Below are 19,750 nucleotides of genomic sequence, written 5' to 3' on the forward strand. Positions count from 1 at the left end.
GATCAGGCGGCCGTTTTTTCATTCCCGATCCACCCTCTTCCAGCGTCAGCACCGTGGAGCCGGTGGTGCGGCGGGCGGCCAGGGCCTCGTGAGCCTGGGCGACCTGTTCCAGGGGAAAGCGCTGGCCGATCAGCACCTTGATCTTGCCTTGCACCACCAGGTCGAACAATTCATCGGCGGCTTCCTGCATGGCCTGCTGGGTGGGCACGTAGGCGCCCAGCACGGGACGCGTGACATAGAGCGAACCCTTGGAGGCCAGGATGCCCAGATTCACGCCGGTGACCGGGCCGGAGGCGTTGCCGAAGCTGACCATCAGGCCGCGCGGCTGCAGGCAATCCAGAGAACGCTCCCAGGTGTCCTTGCCCACGCCGTCATAGACCACCGGCACCTTGTGGCCGCCCGTCAGCTCCAGGACGCGCTGCACCACGTCTTCGCGGGAATAATCGATGACCTCCCAGGCGCCGTGCTCCTTGGCCAGTTTCGCCTTCTCGGGACTGGAGACCGTGCCGATCAGCTTGACGCCCAGGGCGCGCGCCCACTGGCAGGCGTACAGGCCCACGCCGCCTGCGGCGGCATGAAACAGAATGGTCTGGCCTTCGTGCACGCGATAGGTCTGGCGCAGCAGGTACCAGCAGGTCAGACCCTTGAGCATCAGCGCGGCGGCCTGCTCGAACGAGACCGCGTCGGGGATGCGCGCCGCGCGGTCGGCCGGCACGTTGCGCGCCTGCGCGTAGGCGCCCAGCGGGCTCTGGCCATAGGCCACGCGATCGCCCACCTTCAGGTGCGTGACGGCGCTTCCCACGGCCTCCACCACGCCCGCCGCCTCGAAGCCCAGGCCGTGCGGCAGGGGGTGGCTGTACAGGCCGTTGCGGAAATAGATATCGATGAAGTTCAGGCCCACCGCCTTCTGGCGTATGGTGACTTCCTTGTCCTGGGGGGCGGGCAGATCGACCTGCACCCATTGCAGCACTTCAGGTCCGCCGTTCTTTTCGATACGTATCGCCTTGACTGTCTGACTCACTGTTTTGCTCCTTCGATGATAGCGACGTGCGGCAAGTTGGTTAGAATGACGCCGTGCACCCGCGCCGCATCGGCGCCGGCCGTGCCGCTCCCTGGTCCAAAACACCAGAATAGCCTACTTTGATCCTCTTTTTGTCGGACTGTTTCACATGACCCAGCGGCGCGCCCTGGCTGCCATCCACCTGGCGGCCGTCCTTTTCGGACTGACCGGCATTTTCGGCGAACTGATCCAGGCGGGGGCCATGCTGATCACGGCGGGCCGGGCCAGCTTCGCCGTCCTGGCCCTGTTCATCAGCGTGCGCTCCCAGGGCCGGCGCCTGCGCCAGGGCATGGGTCGGCGCGACCTGGGCATCCTGCTGTCGGCAGCCGTCATGCTGGCCATCCACTGGGCGACCTTCTTCGTGGCGGTCAAGGTGGGCGGCGTGGCCATCGCCACGCTGGGCTTCGCCAGCTTCCCCGCCTTCATCACCTTGTGCGAATGGGGCGTGCTGCGCGAACGCGTCACGCTGTCGGAGTGGATCATCCTGGCGCTGGTCACCTTCGGCCTGCTGCTGGTGACGCCTTCCTTCGATTTCCAGGACCAGTCCACCATAGGCTTGGCCTGGGCGGTGGCCTCGGGTTTCACCTTCGCCATGTTCACCATCATCAACCGGCGCGCGGCCAAGCATCTGTCGGCCCAGCAGGTGGCCTGGTGGGAAAATCTGTTCGTGGCGCTGATGTGCTGGCCATTCGCGCTGCCCCTGCTGGGGCAGCCATCCTTGCTGGACTGGTTCTGGATCGCCCTGCTGGGCGTGTTCTGCACGGCGCTGTCGCACTATCTGCTGGTGTCGGCGCTGACCGTGCTCAACGCCCGCAGCGCAGGCATCGTGATCGCGCTGGAGCCGGTCTACGCCATCGCCTTCGCGGCTCTGCTGTTTGCGCAGTACCCCAGCGCGCGGGCCCTGCTGGGCGGCGCCATCATGATAGGCGCCATCACCTGGGCGGGCCTGCGGCCGCCCAGGCCGAAACCATCGGACTGATCAGGCCATGTCCTGAAGCACGCGGGCGACGGCCTCGCCCACCTCGCGGGTGCCGGCCTGCCCGCCCAGGTCCGGCGTGCGCGGTCCCTGGGACAGGACCTGCTCGATGGCCCGCACCACCTCGGAAGCGGCCTGGGGATGGCCCAGGAAGTCCAGCATGAGCGCCCCGCTCCAGATCTGGCCCACCGGATTGGCGATGCCCTTGCCGTAGATGTCCGGCGCCGAGCCGTGCACGGGCTCGAACAGCGACGGGAAACGGCGTTCCGGATTCAGGTTGGCCGAGGGAGCAATGCCGATGGTGCCGGTGCAGGCCGGGCCCAGGTCCGACAGGATGTCGCCGAACAGATTGGAGGCCACCACCACGTCGAACCAGTCCGGATGCTGCACGAAATGCGCGCACAGGATGTCGATGTGGTACTTGTCCCATTTGACGTCCGGATACTGCTTGCCCATCTCGGCCAGGCGCGCGTCCCACCAGGGCATGGAAATGGAAATGCCGTTGGACTTGGTGGCGCTGGTGACGTGCTTGCCGCGCTTGCGGGCCAGCTCGAAGGCGAATTTCAACACACGATCCGTGCCGGTGCGGGTGAATACGCTTTCCTGGATCACGACTTCGCGCTCCGTGCCTTCAAACAGAATGCCGCCGCTGTTGGAGTATTCGCCTTCGGTGTTCTCGCGGACGATGAAGAAATCGATATCGCCCGGCTCGCGGCCGGCCAGGGGCGAGCGCACGCCCGGCATCAGGCGAACCGGCCGCAGATTGATGTACTGGTCGAATTCGCGCCGGAACTTGAACAGCGACTCCCACAGCGACACGTGATCGGGAACCAGTTCGGGCCAGCCCATGGCGCCGAAATAGATGGCTTCCACGTCCGCCAGCTGGGCCTTCCAGTCCTCGGGCATCATCCGGCCGTGCTTCTGGTAATACTCGGAACTCCAGTCCAGCTCCTTCCAGTCGAAGCGGATGCCGTGGCGGCGGGCCGCCACCTCCATGACCCGCAGTCCTTCGGGCATGACTTCCTTGCCGATCCCGTCTCCGGCGATCACGGCAATGCGATGTACTGTGCTCATTCAACTTCCTTGTGGTTTTGCAATGTAATTGTTGTGAAAAGCGCCGGCTGGACGGCCGGCGCTTCTGTTGCCGCGATTCAGTAGCCCAGGGCGGCGTTCACTCGCCCGCCGGCTTCACGGCCCTGGTGCAGCAGGGCGATTCTGGAGCCGATCTGCTCCAGCGCCTGCTCGCGCAAAGTGATGCCCGAGATGTGGGGAGTGACCATGACGCCGGGGTGGCCCCAGAAGGGGTGATCCTGCGGCAGGGGTTCCTGCGTGAACGCGTCCAGCAGCGCGCCGGCCAGCTGGCCGCTGTCCAGGGCCTCGAGCACGTCCTCGTCCACGACGTGCGCGCCCCGCGCCAGATTGATCAGGTAGGCGCCCGGCAGCAGGCGCGCCAGCGTGTCCCGATTGATCAGACCCTGGGTCTGCGGCGTCAGCGGCAAGGCGTTGACCAGGATGCGGCTGGACGCCAGGCATTCCTGCAGCCCCTGCTCGCCTGCGTAGCAGGGAAAGCCCGCCTGGCGCAAAGTGCGCGACCAGCCGCGCACCGGATAGCCCAGGCTGGCGATGAGATCGGCCACCTTGCGCCCGATGACGCCCAGGCCCAGCACGGCCACCGGCCATTGACGCCGATCGACGGGGCGGTGGGCCTTCCAGCGCCCCTCCCTGGCCTGCTCTTCATAGGGACGGAAACGCCCCGTGGCCTGCAGGACGCCATACAAGGCATACTCGGCCATCTGCTCGGCCATGCCGGCGTCCTCCAGCCGGTACAAAGGCATGCCCGCCGGGATGGAGGCGGCCATGGCGTCCACGCCCGCTCCCAGGTTGAACACGGCGCGCAGCCCCGGCTCCTGGCTGAACAGGTATGCATCGGGCTTCCAGACCACGGCGTAATGGGCGCCGGTGGCGGTGCGGCCGGGTACGAATTCATCGACGCGCCACTGCGGATAGGCGTCGCGGAAATGCTGCGCCCAACGCTGCGTTTCGCTGTCCCTGGGCGTGGCGACGATCAGGTGAGGCTGTCCGGCCGACATCAGCGCTTGCCTCCCAGCAGCGAGCCCAGCACGCCGCGCAACAGCTTGGTGGCCGCGCGCCTGGCCTCGGTCTTGACCATGCTCTGCACCAGGCCGTCTTTCTTGCCGCCGCGCGGACCCGTGGTGCCGAACAGGAAATCGTTCACGGCTCCCATCAGGCCGTCGTCCCGCTTGGCGGGCGCGCCCTGCTCGCCGGCCGGCCCTGCAGCCGGGGCGCCGGCGGCGCGCCTGGCGAGCTCCTCATAGGCCGATTCGCGATCCACGGCCTGGTCGTACTTCAGGCCCAGCAAGGAAGCCTGGCGCACGGCCTGGCGCTCGGCGTCCGTGGCCGGGCCGATGCGGCTGCCCGGCGCCACCAGCCAGGCCCGCTCGGTGGGATTGGGCCGGCCCTTTTCGTCCAGCAGCGACACCAGGGCCTCGCCTACCCCCAGTTCCGTGATGGCGGCCTCGATGTCCAGTCCCGGATTGGGACGCATGGTCTGGGCCGCCGTCTTGACCGCCTTCTGATCGCGGGGCGTGAAGGCCCGCAAGGCGTGCTGGACGCGGTTGCCCAACTGCCCCAGCACGGTATCGGGAATGTCCAGCGGGTTCTGGGTGACGAAATAAATGCCCACGCCCTTGGAACGGATCAGGCGCACCACCTGCTCCACTTTCTCCAGCAGCGCCTTGGGCGCGCCGGTGAACAGCAGGTGGGCCTCGTCGAAGAAGAAGACCAGGCGCGGCTTGTCCAGGTCGCCGACCTCCGGCAGGCGCTCGTACAGGTCGGCCAGCATCCACAAGAGAAAGACCGCGTACAGGCGCGGCGATTGCATCAGCTTGTCGGCGGCCAGCACGTTGATCATGCCGCGCCCCGACGAGTCGGTGCGTATCCAGTCCATGACATCGAGCGCCGGCTCGCCGAAGAAGCGGTCCGCGCCTTCTGTTTCCAGGCGCAGCAGCGCGCGCTGGATGGCGCCCACGCTGGCGGCCGACACATTGCCATATTGCGCGCGCAACTGCGCGGCGCGATCGGACACGTTCTGCAGCATGGCGCGCAGATCCTTCAGGTCCAGCACCAGCTGGCCTTCATCGTCCGCGACCCGGAACACGATGTTCAGCACGCCTTCCTGGGTGTCGTTCAGTTCCAGGATGCGTCCCAGCAGCAGCGGGCCCATGTCCGAGACCGTGGCGCGCACCGGATGGCCCTGCTCGCCGAAGATATCCCAGAAGGTGACGGGATTGGCGCCCCAGGCGGGTTCGGGCAGCCCCAGCTTCTGCAGGCGCTCCTGCAGCTTGGGGTTGGGCTGGGCCGCCTGGGAGATGCCGCTCAGGTCGCCCTTGGCATCAGCCAGGAACACGGGAGTGCCCTGACGCGAAAAGGCTTCGGCCAGCACTTGCAGCGTGACCGTCTTGCCGGTCCCCGTGGCGCCGGTGATACAGCCGTGGCGATTGGCCAGGGCGGGCAGCAGGTAAATCGGCGTGTCGCCGTTCTGGGCAAGCAGGATGGGATCGGCCATGATCGTTCTTCACCTTCCGGATAGAATGCCAAATGAATGAATTCTAGCGACTTTCGCAAGAGCCCGGGCGTCATGAAAAAAGTGCGGACAGGCTCTTGCTTCACAGACAGGTTAAAATAGTTCCACTTTTCTTGAACGCAGACTACTGAATTGGTAATACTTTATGGCCGGACATAGTAAATGGGCGAACATCCAGCACCGCAAGGGTCGCCAGGACGCCAAGCGGGGCAAGCTCTGGACGAAGATCATTCGTGAAATCACCGTGGCCGCGCGCGCCGGTGGCCCGGACCCCGACGCCAACCCGCGCCTGCGCCTGGCCTGGGACAAGGCCACTGCCGCCAATATGCCCAAGGACAACATCATGCGCGCCATCCAGCGCGGCTCGGGCGGCGCGGACGATGCCAACTACGAAGAAATCCGCTATGAAGGCTACGGCATCAACGGCGCGGCCGTGATCGTGGACTGCATGACCGACAACCGCCAGCGCACCGTCTCGGACGTGCGCCACGCCTTCACCAAGAACGGCGGCAACCTGGGCCTGGACGGCTCGGTGGTATTCCAGTTCCGCCATTGCGGCCAGTTCCTGTTCGCTCCCGGCACCTCGGAGGACACCGTCATGGAAGTCGCCCTGGAGGCCGGCGCCGACGACGTGCTCACCGACGAGGAAGGCCTGATCGAAGTGCTGTGCCCGCCCTCGGAATACGCCGCGGTCAAGGCCGCCTTCGAAGCCGCCGGCCTGGCGCCCGAAGTCGAGGGCATCGTCATGAAGGCCCTGAACGAAACCGAGCTCAGCGGCGATGACGCCGCCAAGATGCAGAAGCTCCTGGACGCGCTGGAAGGCCTGGACGACGTCCAGGAGGTCTACACCACCGCCGTCATGGACGAAGCCGAATAACACTGGTTCCTGAAACTCCTCTTTGCGGGCCCTGCCCGAATTCACCACTATGAAGCTACTTGTTGTCGGCAGCGGCGGCCGTGAACACGCCCTGGCCTGGCGCCTGGCCCAGTCCCCCCGGGTGCAGACCGTCTACGTCGCCCCGGGCAATGGCGGCACGGCCCGCGCCGAACGCATCAAGAACCTGGACATCACCGATATCCAGGAACTGATCGCCTTCGTGCAGCAGGAAAAAATCGCCTTTACGATCGTGGGCCCCGAGGCTCCGCTGGCCGCCGGCATCGTGGACGCGTTCCGCAGCGCCGGACTGAAGATCTTCGGCCCCACCCAGGCGGCCGCCCAGCTGGAAAGCTCCAAGGATTACGCCAAGGCCTTCATGGTCCGCCACAAGATCCCCACGGCGGCCTACCAGACCTTCACCGATCCCGAAGCGGCCAAGGACTACATCCGCCAGCAGGGCGCCCCCATCGTGGTCAAGGCCGACGGGCTGGCCGCCGGCAAGGGCGTCATCGTGGCCACGACCCTGGAAGAAGCCCTGGGCGCCATCGACGACATCCTGGGCGACGGGCGCTTTGGCGCGGCTGGCGCGCGCGTGGTCGTGGAGGAATGCCTGACCGGCGAGGAAGCCAGCTTCATCGTCATGTGCGACGGCAAGAACGTGCTGCCCATGGCCACCAGCCAGGACCACAAGCGCCTGAAGGACGGCGACCAGGGCCCCAACACCGGCGGCATGGGCGCCTACTCGCCCGCCCCCATCGTCAGCCCCACGCTGCACAACCGCATCATGCGCGAAGTGATCCTGCCGACCATGCAGGGCATGGCCAAGGAAGGACTGCCCTACACGGGCTTTCTGTACGCCGGCGTCATGATCGGCGACGGCCCCGACGCCACCCGCCCCATCAAGGTGCTGGAATTCAACTGCCGCATGGGCGACCCTGAAACCCAGCCCATCATGATGCGCATCAAGAGCGACCTGACCGAGACCTTCGAGCTGGCCCTGGCCGGCAAGCTGGACGAAGCCACCATCGAATGGGACCGGCGCACCGCCATCGGGGTGGTCATGGCCGCCGCCAACTATCCCGACACCCCGCGCACGGGCGATCCCATCATCCAGTTCGCTCCCGACACCGATACCTGCGTGACCTTCCACGCCGGCACGCGCCTGGATGGCGAGACCATCGTGACCACGGGCGGACGCGTGCTGTGCGTCACTGCGCTGTCGGATTCCATCCGCCGCGCCCAGGAAGCCGCCTACCAGGCCATTTCCCAGACGCACTTCGACGGCAAGCAGTTCCGCACCGACATCGGCTGGCGCGCCCTGCCCGCCAACGAATCCTGATCCCCGCAGCAAGGTCTTCCCATGTCTTTACCCGTTGATTCCGCCCAGGCCTATTTCCGCCAGTTGCAAAGCCACATCGTGGACACGCTGCAGGAACTGGACGGCTCGCGTTTCGAGGCGGACGAATGGAAGCGCCAGGAAGGCGGCGGCGGACTGTCGCGCTTCCTGGAAGACGGCCCCGTGTTCGAGCGCGCGGCCGTGCTGTTCAGCCACGTCAAGGGCCACGCCCTGCCGCCTTCGGCCAGCGCCCATCGCCCCGAACTGGCGGGCCGTCCCTGGGAGGCCATGGGCGTATCGCTGGTCATCCATCCGCGCAATCCTTACGTGCCGACCACGCACATGAACGTGCGCATGTTCGTCGCGCAGGCGCAGGAACACGGCCAGAAGGACGTGTTCTGGTTCGGCGGCGGGCTGGACCTGACCCCGTACTACCTGCACGAGGATGATGCGCGCCACTTCCACCAGGTCTGCCACGACGCGCTGGCGCCGCATGGTTCGGAATACTATCCCCGCTACAAGCGCTGGTGCGACGAGTATTTCTACCTGAAGCACCGCAACGAAACGCGCGGCATCGGCGGCATCTTCTACGACGACCTGAACGAGCCCGGCTTCGAAGCCAGCTTCGCTCTGACCCGCTCCGTGGGCGATTGCTTCACGCAGGCCTATGCCCCCATCGTGCGCGCCCGCATGGATAGGCCCTACACCGACGCCCAGCGCGAATTCCAGGCGATACGGCGCGGCCGCTACGTCGAATTCAACCTGGTCTTTGACCGCGGCACCTTGTTCGGCCTGCAATCGGGCGGGCGCACGGAATCCATCCTGCTGTCCATGCCGCCCCAGGCCAAGTGGCGCTACAACTGGTCGCCCGAGCACGGCACCCCGGAGGCCGCGCTGGCGCAGTACCTGGTGCCGCGCGAATGGATCTAGTCCGCATCGGTCTGCTGGGCGGCAGCTTCGACCCCGTCCATCGGGCCCACCTGGCCCTGGCCCTGACGGCCCGCCGGCAACTGGAACTGGACCAAGTGCAGTTGCTGCCCGCGGCCCAGCCCTGGCAGCGCCCCGCCCTGGGCGCCAGCGCACAGGACAGGCTCGCCATGACCGCGCTGGCCGTGCGCCCCTATCCGGAGCTCAGCGTCAACGCGGAAGAGATCCGCCGCGGCGGGCCGACCTATACGGTCGAAACCCTGCGCGCCCTGCCCGCCGGGCCGCATTACTACTGGATACTGGGCAGCGACCAGTTGCTCAACTTCTGCAACTGGCATGCCTGGGAAGAAATCGCCGAGCGCGTCGAGCTGGCCGTGGCCCAGCGCCCCGGCGCCGCCCCGCTGGCGCCGGCCCCGCTGGCGGCGCGCCTGGAACAACTGGGCCGGCGCCTGCATCGCATCGCCTTCACGCCCATGGACGTGTCGGCCGCGGACATCCGCGACCGAGTGCGGCGCGGCGACAACATCGCCGGCCTGGTCCCGGAGGAAGTCGCCGACTACATCCGCAAAAACGGACTCTATCTTTCCCACTGACAGGCACGCCCTGTATAGTTCTTTTTATGAATATCGAAAAACTCCAACGCATCGTCATTGATGCCCTCGAAGACGTCAAGGCCCAGGACATCAAGGTCTTCAGCACCACCCACATGACCGGGCTGTTCGACCGCGTGGTCATCGCCAGCGGCACGTCCAACCGCCAGACCCGCGCGCTGGCCAACAGCGTCATCGACAAGGCTCGCGAGAACAAGGTCGAAATCCTGGCTCACGAAGGCGACGACACCGGCGAATGGGTGCTGATCGACCTGGGCGACGTCGTCGTGCACTGCATGCAGCCGGCCATCCGCCAGTACTACAACCTGGAGGATCTCTGGGGCGAGCGTCCGGTGGACGTGGAACTGCTGCCGCAGTCGCGCCAGATCCCGCAGCCGGGCTTCTACGACGGCCCGGACGACGAACAGTAAGCCCAGCCCGCCGATCCCGGCGGCGCGCAGGCCGCACTTGCAAGGCGGCCTTTTTTTTTCTCCACCATAAGCCATGAAACTGATTGTCATCGCCGTTGGCCAGCGCATGCCGGACTGGGTCGAACAGGGCTGGCAGGAATACGCACGCCGCATGCCGGCCGATTGCGCCCTGGAACTGCGCGAGATCAAGGCCGAACCGCGCAGCGGCGGCAAGACGCCGGCGCAGATGATGCAGGCCGAAGCCAAGCGCATCGAGGCCGCCATCCCCGCCCAGGCCCTGCGCATTGCGCTGGACGAGCGCGGCAAGGATATGACCACGGTCAAGCTCGCCCAGGAACTGGAGCGCTGGCGTGGCGAGGGGCGGGACATCGCCATTCTGGTCGGGGGGCCGGACGGCCTGGACGCCGCCCTCAAGCAAAGTTGTCACGGCATGCTGCGCCTGTCCTCCCTGACCTTGCCCCATCCGCTGGTGCACATCCTGCTGGCCGAACAGTTGTACCGCGCCTGGTCCGTGATGACCGGCCACCCTTACCACCGCGCCTAGAATCCCACTTCCAGTCAAGCATCATGCAATTCGTACCGATCTATCTCGCCTCCGCCAGTCCCCGACGCCACGATCTGCTGGTCAGCATGCAAGTGCCCCACGAGGTGCTGGCCGTCCCCAGCCCGCCCGGCGAGGACGAGCCGCGGCTGGCCGATGAACGCGCCCTGGATTATGTCCGGCGCACCGCGCGCGACAAGCTGCTGCGCGCCCTGCAATGGCGCGCAACGCAACCGGGCCTGGATCCCCAGCGCGCCATCCTGGCCGCCGACACCACCGTCTGCCTGGACGAGGAGATCTTCGGCAAGCCCGCCGACCAGGATGACGCCCGGCGCATCCTGCGCGCCCTCTCGGGTCGCACCCATAAGGTCATGACCGCGCTGTGCCTGGGCGCGCGCGGCAACGAATACGACAGCATCAGCATCAGCGAAGTCAGCTTCAAGACGCTCAGCGAACGCGAGATCGAACGCTACTGCGCCAGCGGCGAACCCATGGGCAAGGCCGGCGCCTACGGCATACAGGGCCTGGGCGGCATGTTCGTGCGGCATATCAGCGGCAGCTACACGGGCATCATGGGCCTGCCCGTGCACGAAACCTACCATCTGCTGCAGCTGGCCGACCTGGTGGCGGTCCAGACGGCCTGACGCAGCCTGTCATGCGGGCAGCCGGCATGACAGGAATCGGGAACTCCGCGCCGACTGCGCAGTCCCACTCTTCATTCCGTTTATTTATTTATATATTTTTAATGGATATATAAAACCATGCCGTCCCATTTCGCACGAATCGCCTTGAAGCAAGCCTCCTCCCTGTCCCTGCGCGCAGCCCTGGCGGGCCTGATTTGCGCAGCTTCCCCGGCTCAGGCCTCCGATCGCCCCCCTGCCCTGCAGTTGCTGGAAGAACAAGGTTTCTCGGTGGTGGGCCAGTTCGATGCGCCCGGCGGCCTGAAGGCCTGGGGCGCCTACAACGGCAATCGCCCCCTGGCCATCTATGTCCTGCCCGACGGCCAGCATATGCTGGTCGGGACGCTGATCGACGCCAAGGGAGAGGAAGTGCACCCTGCCGGCCTGGACGCACTGGTCCAGCCGGCCATCGCCAAAGACATGCAGGGCAAGCTGGAGAAGTCGCGCTGGATCGCCGACGGCAAGGATGACGCCAAGCGCATCGTGTATGTCTTCACCGACCCCAACTGCCCCTACTGCATGCAGCTCTGGCAGATGGCCCGCCCCTGGGTGGATTCGGGCAGGGTGCAGTTGCGCCACATCCTCGTGGGCATACTCACGCCCACCAGCGGCCCCAAGGCGGCCGCCATCCTGGCGTCCAAGGACCCGGCCGCCGCCCTGCACGAGCACTCCGCCGCCATGCTCAAGGACCGCAGCGGGGGCGTCAAGGGCCTGGCCGACATTCCCGCCGACATCGACGCCCAGTTGACGGCCAACGAGGACCTGATGGTAGGCTGGGACCTGCGCGCCACGCCCGCCATGGTCTGGCGGGATGAGCAAGGCCGTATGCAGATGCAGACCGGCGCCTCTCCCGAGGCGGCCGAGCGCGTTTTCGGCCCGCGCTGACTTTTGCCCGGAGACCAAACCATGACGACCCAGGTTCTGCTTCACGCCCCCACGCCCGACGCCCTGCAGCGCGCCCGCAACAACGCCCGCAACCTGCTCAAGGACATGCCCGACGCCCAGGTGCGCATCATCGCCAATGCGCAGGCCGTGACGGCCTGCGTCCAGGGCGAAGCCCACGAGTGCGACGCCTATACCTATCTGTGCCCCAACACCTTGCGCAACCTGGACTTGAACGCGCCCAAGCGCCTGCGCGTCCTGGAGCAGGGCGCGGTCACCGCCCTGGTACGGCTGCAGCAGGACGGCTGGGCCTACATCCGGTCCTGAATTCCTTGTGGGCTAAGGACAACATACCATACCGTTCGGTCATGATTTGACACCCCGGCCGGCAAACCTTGTTACGATAGTTACGCCCGCCGCAAAGGCGGGCATATTTTGTATCCGTTCCACAAGGAGTGCCCATGTCTGCCCGTTCCCGTACCGTCTTTCGCCCCAGCCTGCTGCTGATCCTGCTCGCCATGGGAGCCAGCCAGGCCGTCGCCCAGCAGACGACGATAGGCGTGGGCGTGGGCTTCATGCCCAAGTACGAAGGCGCGGACAGCTACGGCGCCCGTCCCTATCCCCTGCTCTCGCACCGCAACGGCCATTTCTTCCTGGCGCCCAAGGCCGGCCTGCCCGCCGTGGGCCTGCAGACCAATCTGACTGAAAACTGGACCGTAGGCACCTACGCTTCTCTGGCGCGTTCGCGCAAGGCCGACGACGCCGATCGCCTGTACGGCACGGACGACATCAGCCGCCACGGCAACCTGGGGGTATTCACGGCGCTTCGCCTGGGCCCCGCCAAGATGGAGGCCAGCTACTATCAGGCCCTCAAGAGCGGCTACGGCGCCAACGCCGTGATCGACCTGAGCTACCGCCTCTGGAACGACCACGACAGCAGCTTCTCCCTGGGCACGGAGTTCAAGTGGTCCAACGAGAAGGCCATGCGCACCTATTTCGGCGTGAAAAGCCATGAGGCCGCCGCCAGCAACGGCCAGTTGCACGCCTACCGGCCCGACGCCGGCCTGCGTTCCTACTCCCTGTACGGCCAATACACCCACAAGCTGAGCCAGAGCTGGTCCCTGCAGGGCGTGCTGGGCGTGAACACCCTGGGCGAAGAAGCCAAGGACAGCCCGCTGGTGGAAAAGAAGAGCAGCGTGTTCGGCGGCGTGGGGCTGGGCTACAGCTTCTGATCCCGCTCGTCTCAGGGCCTGCCGGCGCGCTTGACCGTCAGGCCCCGCTGCTCCAGGCGCGCCTGCACCACGGCGCGATGGTCGCCCTGAATCTCCAGCACGCCGTCCTTGAGCGTGCCGCCCGCCCCGCAAGCGTTCTTCAGTTCCTTCACCAGCGCCTTCAAATCCGGCTCGTCCATGACGAGCCCCCCCACCACCGTCACTCCTTTTCCCTTGCGCCCTTTGGTCTCCAGCGTCAGGCGCACCGGCCCCTGAGGCCGCGACAGACGTTCCTGGCGGCGCTCCTGCTCACAGCAGCACTGCGCCCGGGGCTGCCCGCAGCCGGGGCACATCCTGCCCTGTTCCGTGCTATACACCAGCCTGGACAACTGATCCGACAAACTTGCCATGTGCTCGTCCCTTCAAAAAAAACCCCCACGCCACTGGAGCTGCGCCCGCACGCTGCCCCCGAGGGGGCGCTTTTTTCCTTGGGCGGCCCGCCGAAAAAAAGCCCACCTATGATAGGCGGGCTTGATCGGCAAGGCCAGGGCCGATTTACATCATGCTCATCAGCACCAGACCCATCAGGTCGTCAGTGGTGAAATGTTGGCCGTTGATGTCAAAGCCTTGATCGGCGCCCAGGTATTTGACTTCCGTGGAGATGGAATTGTCATCCTGCTTGAGCAGCTTGGACTCGACGTAAGGCTGTACGGCGGCCTCGAGCATCATGTCCAGCATGGCGGTGGAGCCTTCCTCGGGCGAGACGCCTTCGGCTTTGTCCAGCTGGGTGGCCACGCCGCGCAGCATGGGCTTGGAGACCAGCAGGTTCAGCTGGGCCGACGGAATGGCCTGCAGCCAAAGTTGAGGGCTGTCTTCCAGTTCTTGCAAGGTGGCGGCGGGCTTTTGCAGGTCCACGCGCAGCGTGGCCTTGGTCTCGCCCTGCTCGTTGTACCAGCGCAGCGGCTCGATGCTCAGCACGGGCTTGCGCTCCAGAGCGACCAGCACCTGCTCCAGCAGCAGCTTGGCGGTCTGCGGATCTTCGCTGTCGATCCTGTCCTGGAAGCCCGGATCCGAGACCAGCTTGCTTACCGCCGTGATGGCAGGCATGTACATGCTGTCCATGTTCATGGCCAGTTCGACCGAGCCCAGGCTCAGCTTGTCTTCGAACACCATGTCGGTGAACACATAGCGCACCTTCGCGTTGCCGACCGAATCCTTGGTGACGCCGTCGGTATCCAGCAGGATCTGCTTGAACTTCAGGCCTTCGCTCTCGGGAGTCTGGAACTGGATGTCGTCCACGCTGATCTTGCCGGTCTGCGTGCCGTTCACGTTGATGTCGCCGGTCTGCTTGAAGTCCACCGCGAAATTGGCGGCCTGCAGCTTGAGCGGATCTTCACCGATGTCATCGACCAGCAGATTGGGGAAATTGCCGCTGACCAGGATGTCGTCGCTCTTGCCGCCAGCCTTGGCGCGCAGTTGGCCGCCGCTGAATTCGACCTTGACGGTGTCGCCCTGGTGCTTGATGGCCTCGAAATGCGCGGTGGAATCGACGGCGCCGTCAAAACCGACCAGGCTGTCGGCCCACAGCGGCGTCTTGTCGCCGGTCAGCTTGAACCAGCCTTCCGTATCCTTGGTCTTGACCAGCGTGCTGTGCGTCAGGGCCGCGACGGGCGTGAAGTTGCCCAGCTTCAGGGCGGACAGGGGCAGCGGCCCGTGGCTGATCTTGTCATCGAAGGTCAGTTCCAGCGGCTCGTCCTGCTTGTCGTTCGAGGCCAGCGTGACGGTGTAACGGGCGTCGGACGAGAACACGCCGCGCTTGTACTCCACCACGTTCATGGTCACGGTGCCGTCGATGCCGGACTGCGCGAGCTTTTCGGCCGAAGCCGTGTTGAACTCGGCCACCTTCTGGCGCACCAGCTCTTCGGTCTTCTGACCCATGTACCATGTGGAACCACCATAAACAGCCGCCAGCGCCACGACCAGTGCGACAACCCCTGTGCTTTTCTTCATTTACTTCCCTTTTGTCGGACCAGAAGTCCTAAATTAAATTTGCCGACATGATACCGAAACTGGATTTTGGCATCGTGGTTTATTTATTGGAATTGTAACCGAGCACCTGGACGATCTCGGCGACGTCCCGCCCCCTATCCCCATGCGGTGACCCGCCCGGTAGGTCTGCTGGGCGGCATGCGCCACCGGCATGGTGGTATGGCTGGCGCGGGCCAGGTCGGCCACCGTGTTCAGGTCCTTCAACATGGTGTCGATAGAGGCTTTGGTCTGGTCCGTGCCCTGCGTCATGCGCGGGACGAACAGTTGCAGCAGGACCGAATCGGCCCACCCGCCGCCCAGCGCCTCGCTGATCAGAGAGGCGTCCACGCCATTGTCATTGGCCAGGCTCAGGGCCTCCGCAATGGCCGTCAAAGTTGTTGCCACGATGGTCTGATTGCATAATTTTGTTACCTGTCCGGCCCCGTTGCCGCCCATCAGGGTGACGCGCTGGGAATAGGCGGCCAGCACGGGGCGCACTTCGTCGAGCACATCCGCCTGGCCGCCCGCCATGATGGCCAGCGTGCCCTGCTCCGCGCCGCCCACCCCGCCCGAGACAGGGGCGTCCAGCCATTGCGCGCCGCAACGCCGGCGCAATTGCTCGGCCATGTCGCGCGTGGCCTGCGGCGGAATCGAGGAATGGTCGACCACCACGCGCAGAACGCCGTGCGCGTCCGCCAGCCCCTGCTCGCCCAGCACCACGTCATGGACGGCCTGGGCGTCGAACACGCACAGCAGCACGATTTCACATTCCCGCGCCATGACGGCCGGGCTGTCGCACCAGACTGCCCCGGCCTGCAGCACGCCGCCGGCCTTGTCCACCGAACGGTTCCAGACCAGGACCTCGTGCCCGGCCTGCAGCAGACGATGCACCATGGGCTGGCCCATCAGGCCCAAACCGCAAAAACCGATCTTCATTGTCCGTCATTCCTTAAAAGAAACTTCCTGCCCTGGGCAAGAAAAACCCGCCATGGCGGCGGGCGCACGAAGGGCACGCCCTTCGCGGGATTGAAACAGGCGCGCTAGGCGGCGTCCGCCTGGCGCTCGGGCGCCGCTTCCTGGAAAGCCGACAGTTCCAGGCATTTTTCCTCGATTGCCAGCAGGGTCGGGTACGGCGCCAGGTCGCATTCCAGCCGGCGGGCATTGAAAAGCTGCGGGATCAGACAGGCTTCGGCCATGCCGGGCTGGTCGCCGAAAATGAAATGGCGCCCGTCGCGGTGCCGCCGCACCAGCGTCTCCAGGCCTTGCAGGCCAGCCGCCACCCAGTGCCTGTACCAGATGTTGCGGGCCTCTTCCTCGACCTGCAGTTCGCGCTTGAGGTATTGCAGCACGCGCAGATTGTTCAAGGGATGGATGTCGCAGGCCACCGCCAGGGCCATGGACCGGGCCCAGGCGCGCTGCATGGCGTCCTGCGGCAACAGGGGCGCCTGCGGATAGCGTTCTTCCAAATACTCCAGAATCGCCGGCTGGTCCCAGACGTAAGGAGTCGTCGGCAGCGTCCGGTGTGTATAAGAGACAGGGTGGGCCCCAGGTCGGCCGGATTCAGCTGCGCATAGTCCGGCTGGTGCTGCTGGCCGCCGTCCTTGAGCAGATGCACCGGCTCGATGGCGTAGTCCAGACCCTTCAGGTTCAGTCCGATGCGCACCCGATAGGCAGCCGAGCTGCGAAAATAGCTGTACAGAATCATCGCGTCTCCTGTCCCCCCGCCAATGGCGGCGCGGGCTTTACTTGTTCAGGTTTTCGATCTTGCGCGAGAGCTCGCGCGGCAGCGGAAAGGCAATGTTCTCTTCCACGCCGTCCAGGGCCCGCACCCGTCCCACGCCCAGTTCGCGCAGGCTCTCGATGACCTGATTGACCAGCACCTCGGGAGCCGACGCGCCGGCGGTCACGCCCACCCGCTTCTTGCCGACCAGCCAGGCTGGATCGATCATCTCGGGCTTGTCCAGCAGATAGGCTTCGGCGCCCTTGCGCTCGGCCACCTCGCGCAGGCGGTTGGAGTTGGAGCTGTTGGTGCTGCCCACCACCAGGACCAGGTCGCACTGGGGCGCCATGATCTTGACCGCGTCCTGGCGATTCTGCGTGGCGTAGCAGATATCGCTTTTCTTGGGTTCGACGATATTCGGGAACCGCGCGCGCAGCGCATCGGCCACCACCTGGGCGTCGTCCACCGACAGCGTGGTCTGGGTGACGAAGGCCAGCTTGTCGGGATCGGCCACCTGCAGGCGCGCGACGTCCTCGGGCGTTTCCACCAGGTACATGCCGCCCTCGGCCTGGCCCAGCGTTCCTTCGACCTCGGGGTGGCCCACATGGCCGATCATGATGATTTCACGGCCTTCGGCGCGCATGCGCGAGACTTCGATATGCACCTTGGTGACCAGCGGGCAGGTGGCGTCGAAGACCTTCAGGCCGCGCTGCTCGGCATCGGCGCGCACCTGGCGCGAGACGCCGTGCGCCGAGAAGATGACGATGGAACCCGCGGGCGCCTCGTCCAGCTCCTTGATGAAGATGGCGCCCTTGCCGCGCAGATCCTCCACCACATAACGATTGTGCACGATCTCGTGGCGCACGTAGATGGGCGCGCCATGCAGTTCCAGGGCGCGCTCGACGATATCGATGGCGCGATCGACCCCGGCACAGAACCCCCGGGGTTGGGCCAGGACGACTTCGGCGTCCTGGGCGGCAGCAAGCTGGCTCATTACAGAATTCCCAGAATATGGACATCCAGGCGCAGCGCGACGCCGGCCAGGGGATGATTGAAATCGAACAGGGCGGTCTCGTCGTCGATCTCCTTGAGCACGCCCGAATAACGGCTGCCGTCCGGCGCGGCGAATTCCACCATGTCGCCCGGCTCGAATTGCGCGCCCTCGGCGGCATGGGCGGCCAGCATGCCGCGCGTGACGCGCTGCAGCAGTTCCGGATTGCGCTCGCCGTAGGCCTCGCCGGCAGGGATGTCGACCTGGAAGCGCTCGCCTTCGCGATGCTCCAGCAGGCGCGCCTCCATGCCCGGCGCCCATTGTCCGTTGCCCAGCTGCAAAGTGGCCGGACGGCCCGTGTACGTGTCGGCAAAAACGGAACCCGCCGCCGGGCCGCTGGCCAGCTCTATGCGGTAATGCAGCGTCAGGTAGGAATCCGGACGGACAATTCCAGCCTCGGAACTAGCAGTGTTACTCACGATCGATCACCATGGAAAATCATTCAATTACCGCATTTTAGCGTTTCTTATGGCCACACCCACACTACGCGTCCAAGGACCTCGAGAACGCATGCTGGCGCACGGCCCGGCCTGCCTGACCACTCCCGAACTGCTGGGCATCGTGCTGCGCACGGGCACGCGCGAGCGCAACGCCGTGCAGCTCGGCCAGGCGCTGCTGGAGCATTTTAACGGACTCACGGGATTATTATCGGCCGAGGCCTCCGCGCTGCGGCAGGTCGACGGCATAGGCCCGGCCAAATGCGCCGAGCTGCTGGTCATCCGCGAACTGCAGCGCCGCTGCGCCCTGGAGGCGCTGGTCGGCCAGCCTCTGCTGGACCAGGCTGACAAGGTGCGCGACTACTGCGTCTCGCACATCGGCCACCTGCCGGTGGAGCACTGCCTGGCCCTGTTCCTGGACAACCAGTTGCGCCTGATCTGCGCCGAGGAAATCAGCCGCGGCACCATCAACCAGGCTTCGGTCTATCCGCGCGAGATCGTGCGCGCCGCATTGCGCCACCACAGCTCGGCCATCATCCTGGCGCACAACCATCCGTCCGGCGCCGCCTATCCGAGCGACGCCGACATCCGCCTGACGCGCCACATACGCCAGGCCCTGGCCCTGGTGGAGGTCCGCCTGCTGGACCACATCATCGTCACGCCCACCCAGGCCGTCTCCATGGCCGAACGAGGCGACCTCTGAACCCACACTGCTTCAGTACCAAATCATCTACACTGCGAGCATTACCGACCAAATTCCGATTTCGCCATGCGCACCATCTGGGACATTTCTCCGCCGGTCAGCAGCCGTTCCCCCGTCTTTCCGGGCGATACGCCCTACCGCCAGAGCTGGCGTTGGACACTGTCGGGCGCCTGCCCCGTCAACGTATCCGAAATCACGCTTTCGCCCCATGTGGGCGCCCACGCCGACGCGCCCCTGCACTACGATCCGCTGGGCGCGGCCGCCGGCGCGCTGGCGCTGGAGCCCTTCATCGGCCCGTGCCGCGTCATTCATGCGCGCCACGGCAAGGCCTTGATCGAACCGGCCGACCTGCTGCCGCACCTGGAGGGCTGCCCGCCGCGCATCCTGGTCAGCACCACCGCCCAGGCGCCGCAACAGGCCTGGACGGACCACTTCGCGGCCTACTCGCCGGCCAGCCTGCAATTGCTGGCCGAACGCGGCGTACGGCTGGTGGGCATAGACACCCCCAGCGTCGACCCGGCCAGCAGCAAGACTCTGGACAGCCACCAGATCCTGCGCCGCCACGATATGCGCGTGCTGGAGAACCTGGTGCTGGACCACATCGCCCCCGGCGACTATGAACTGATCGCCCTGCCCCTGGCGCTCGTCGAGGCTGACGCCAGCCCCGTTCGCGCCATTCTTCGTTCTCTAGCCTGA

At 65.8% G+C, this 19,750-nt stretch carries 21 protein-coding genes and 2 pseudogenes; 13 read left to right on the plus strand and 10 right to left on the minus strand.

What is annotated here, in order from left to right:
- Positions 1-37: 37 nt before the first annotated feature.
- A pseudogene (locus tag ACWPWO_RS10625) lies at positions 38-1,021 on the minus strand (quinone oxidoreductase family protein); the annotation flags it as partial.
- Positions 1,022-1,169: 148 nt separating this feature from the next.
- Between ACWPWO_RS10625 and ACWPWO_RS10630 the strand changes: the two are divergent.
- Complete coding sequence (locus ACWPWO_RS10630) at positions 1,170-2,039, plus strand: DMT family transporter (RefSeq protein ID WP_454006585.1); 870 nt, start codon at positions 1,170-1,172, stop codon at positions 2,037-2,039.
- Here ACWPWO_RS10630 and ACWPWO_RS10635 read toward each other — a convergent pair whose 3' ends face one another.
- The 3 genes from ACWPWO_RS10635 to ACWPWO_RS10645 all read right to left on the minus strand — a co-directional run bounded on the left by ACWPWO_RS10635 (position 2,040) and on the right by ACWPWO_RS10645 (position 5,622).
- On the minus strand, positions 2,040-3,110 hold the full coding sequence (locus ACWPWO_RS10635) for a tartrate dehydrogenase (RefSeq protein ID WP_454006586.1): 1,071 nt from the start codon (positions 3,108-3,110) through the stop codon (positions 2,040-2,042). It lies immediately after the preceding gene.
- A gap of 77 nt (positions 3,111-3,187) precedes the next feature.
- Positions 3,188-4,126: a 2-hydroxyacid dehydrogenase gene (locus ACWPWO_RS10640; RefSeq protein WP_454006587.1), complete on the minus strand. Its 939-nt coding sequence runs from the start codon at positions 4,124-4,126 to the stop codon at positions 3,188-3,190.
- Entirely contained in the window at positions 4,126-5,622 is a 1,497-nt protein-coding gene (locus ACWPWO_RS10645; protein WP_454006588.1) for a helicase HerA-like domain-containing protein, read from the minus strand. Before ACWPWO_RS10645 ends, ACWPWO_RS10640 begins: the two co-directional genes overlap by 1 nt.
- A 163-nt stretch (positions 5,623-5,785) precedes the next feature.
- On the opposite strand from ACWPWO_RS10645, the gene ACWPWO_RS10650 reads away from it, so the two are divergent.
- From ACWPWO_RS10650 to ACWPWO_RS10695, 10 genes are all read left to right on the plus strand, one after another.
- The gene (locus ACWPWO_RS10650; RefSeq protein WP_394060707.1) at positions 5,786-6,517 is read left to right on the plus strand and encodes a YebC/PmpR family DNA-binding transcriptional regulator; all 732 of its coding nucleotides are present in this window, start codon (positions 5,786-5,788) and stop codon (positions 6,515-6,517) included.
- A gap of 49 nt (positions 6,518-6,566) precedes the next feature.
- Positions 6,567-7,856 (plus strand): phosphoribosylamine--glycine ligase, encoded by a 1,290-nt coding sequence (gene purD / locus ACWPWO_RS10655; RefSeq protein ID WP_454006589.1) that lies wholly within the window; start codon positions 6,567-6,569, stop codon positions 7,854-7,856.
- Positions 7,857-7,877: 21 nt separating this feature from the next.
- Positions 7,878-8,783 (plus strand): oxygen-dependent coproporphyrinogen oxidase, encoded by a 906-nt coding sequence (gene hemF / locus ACWPWO_RS10660; RefSeq protein ID WP_454006590.1) that lies wholly within the window; start codon positions 7,878-7,880, stop codon positions 8,781-8,783.
- Positions 8,774-9,373, plus strand: a complete 600-nt coding sequence (nadD, locus tag ACWPWO_RS10665; RefSeq protein ID WP_454006591.1) for a nicotinate-nucleotide adenylyltransferase — start codon at positions 8,774-8,776, stop codon at positions 9,371-9,373. The genes hemF and nadD overlap by 10 nt, the downstream gene beginning before the upstream one ends.
- Positions 9,374-9,399: 26 nt before the next feature.
- Positions 9,400-9,801 (plus strand): ribosome silencing factor, encoded by a 402-nt coding sequence (rsfS, locus tag ACWPWO_RS10670; protein WP_394060715.1) that lies wholly within the window; start codon positions 9,400-9,402, stop codon positions 9,799-9,801.
- A 73-nt stretch (positions 9,802-9,874) separates the two neighbouring features.
- On the plus strand, positions 9,875-10,345 hold the full coding sequence (gene rlmH / locus ACWPWO_RS10675) for a 23S rRNA (pseudouridine(1915)-N(3))-methyltransferase RlmH (protein ID WP_454006592.1): 471 nt from the start codon (positions 9,875-9,877) through the stop codon (positions 10,343-10,345).
- 23 nt (positions 10,346-10,368) lie between these two features.
- On the plus strand, positions 10,369-10,986 hold the full coding sequence (locus ACWPWO_RS10680) for a Maf family protein (protein WP_454006593.1): 618 nt from the start codon (positions 10,369-10,371) through the stop codon (positions 10,984-10,986).
- A 144-nt stretch (positions 10,987-11,130) separates the two neighbouring features.
- The gene (gene dsbG, locus ACWPWO_RS10685) at positions 11,131-11,907 is read left to right on the plus strand and encodes a thiol:disulfide interchange protein DsbG (RefSeq protein ID WP_454006594.1); all 777 of its coding nucleotides are present in this window, start codon (positions 11,131-11,133) and stop codon (positions 11,905-11,907) included.
- Positions 11,908-11,928: 21 nt separating this feature from the next.
- Positions 11,929-12,231, plus strand: a complete 303-nt coding sequence (locus tag ACWPWO_RS10690; RefSeq protein WP_454006595.1) for a DsrE family protein — start codon at positions 11,929-11,931, stop codon at positions 12,229-12,231.
- Positions 12,232-12,365: 134 nt separating this feature from the next.
- Complete coding sequence (locus ACWPWO_RS10695) at positions 12,366-13,136, plus strand: MipA/OmpV family protein (RefSeq protein ID WP_454006596.1); 771 nt, start codon at positions 12,366-12,368, stop codon at positions 13,134-13,136.
- A gap of 11 nt (positions 13,137-13,147) precedes the next feature.
- Here ACWPWO_RS10695 and ACWPWO_RS10700 read toward each other — a convergent pair whose 3' ends face one another.
- From ACWPWO_RS10700 to ACWPWO_RS10725, 6 genes and pseudogenes are all read right to left on the minus strand, one after another.
- Positions 13,148-13,525, minus strand: coding sequence for a translation initiation factor (locus ACWPWO_RS10700; protein ID WP_454006597.1), 378 nt, complete (start codon positions 13,523-13,525; stop codon positions 13,148-13,150).
- Positions 13,526-13,670: 145 nt separating this feature from the next.
- The gene (locus ACWPWO_RS10705) at positions 13,671-15,125 is read right to left on the minus strand and encodes a YdgA family protein (protein WP_454006598.1); all 1,455 of its coding nucleotides are present in this window, start codon (positions 15,123-15,125) and stop codon (positions 13,671-13,673) included.
- Between the two features lie 33 nt (positions 15,126-15,158).
- Entirely contained in the window at positions 15,159-16,079 is a 921-nt protein-coding gene (locus ACWPWO_RS10710; protein WP_454006599.1) for an NAD(P)-dependent oxidoreductase, read from the minus strand.
- Between the two features lie 104 nt (positions 16,080-16,183).
- A pseudogene (gene maiA, locus ACWPWO_RS10715) lies at positions 16,184-16,848 on the minus strand (maleylacetoacetate isomerase).
- 37 nt (positions 16,849-16,885) lie between these two features.
- A complete protein-coding gene (gene ispH / locus ACWPWO_RS10720) occupies positions 16,886-17,857 on the minus strand; it encodes a 4-hydroxy-3-methylbut-2-enyl diphosphate reductase (protein WP_454006600.1) in 972 nt (323 codons plus the stop codon).
- Positions 17,857-18,333, minus strand: a complete 477-nt coding sequence (locus tag ACWPWO_RS10725) for an FKBP-type peptidyl-prolyl cis-trans isomerase (RefSeq protein ID WP_454006601.1) — start codon at positions 18,331-18,333, stop codon at positions 17,857-17,859. The genes ispH and ACWPWO_RS10725 overlap by 1 nt, the downstream gene beginning before the upstream one ends.
- Positions 18,334-18,382: 49 nt before the next feature.
- Between ACWPWO_RS10725 and radC the strand changes: the two genes are divergently transcribed.
- Together radC and kynB are read left to right on the plus strand one after the other, a co-directional pair.
- On the plus strand, positions 18,383-19,054 hold the full coding sequence (gene radC / locus ACWPWO_RS10730) for a RadC family protein (protein ID WP_454006602.1): 672 nt from the start codon (positions 18,383-18,385) through the stop codon (positions 19,052-19,054).
- A gap of 66 nt (positions 19,055-19,120) precedes the next feature.
- The gene (gene kynB, locus ACWPWO_RS10735; protein WP_454006603.1) at positions 19,121-19,750 is read left to right on the plus strand and encodes an arylformamidase; all 630 of its coding nucleotides are present in this window, start codon (positions 19,121-19,123) and stop codon (positions 19,748-19,750) included.

The organism is Alcaligenes sp. Marseille-Q7550 (assembly GCF_965112015.1).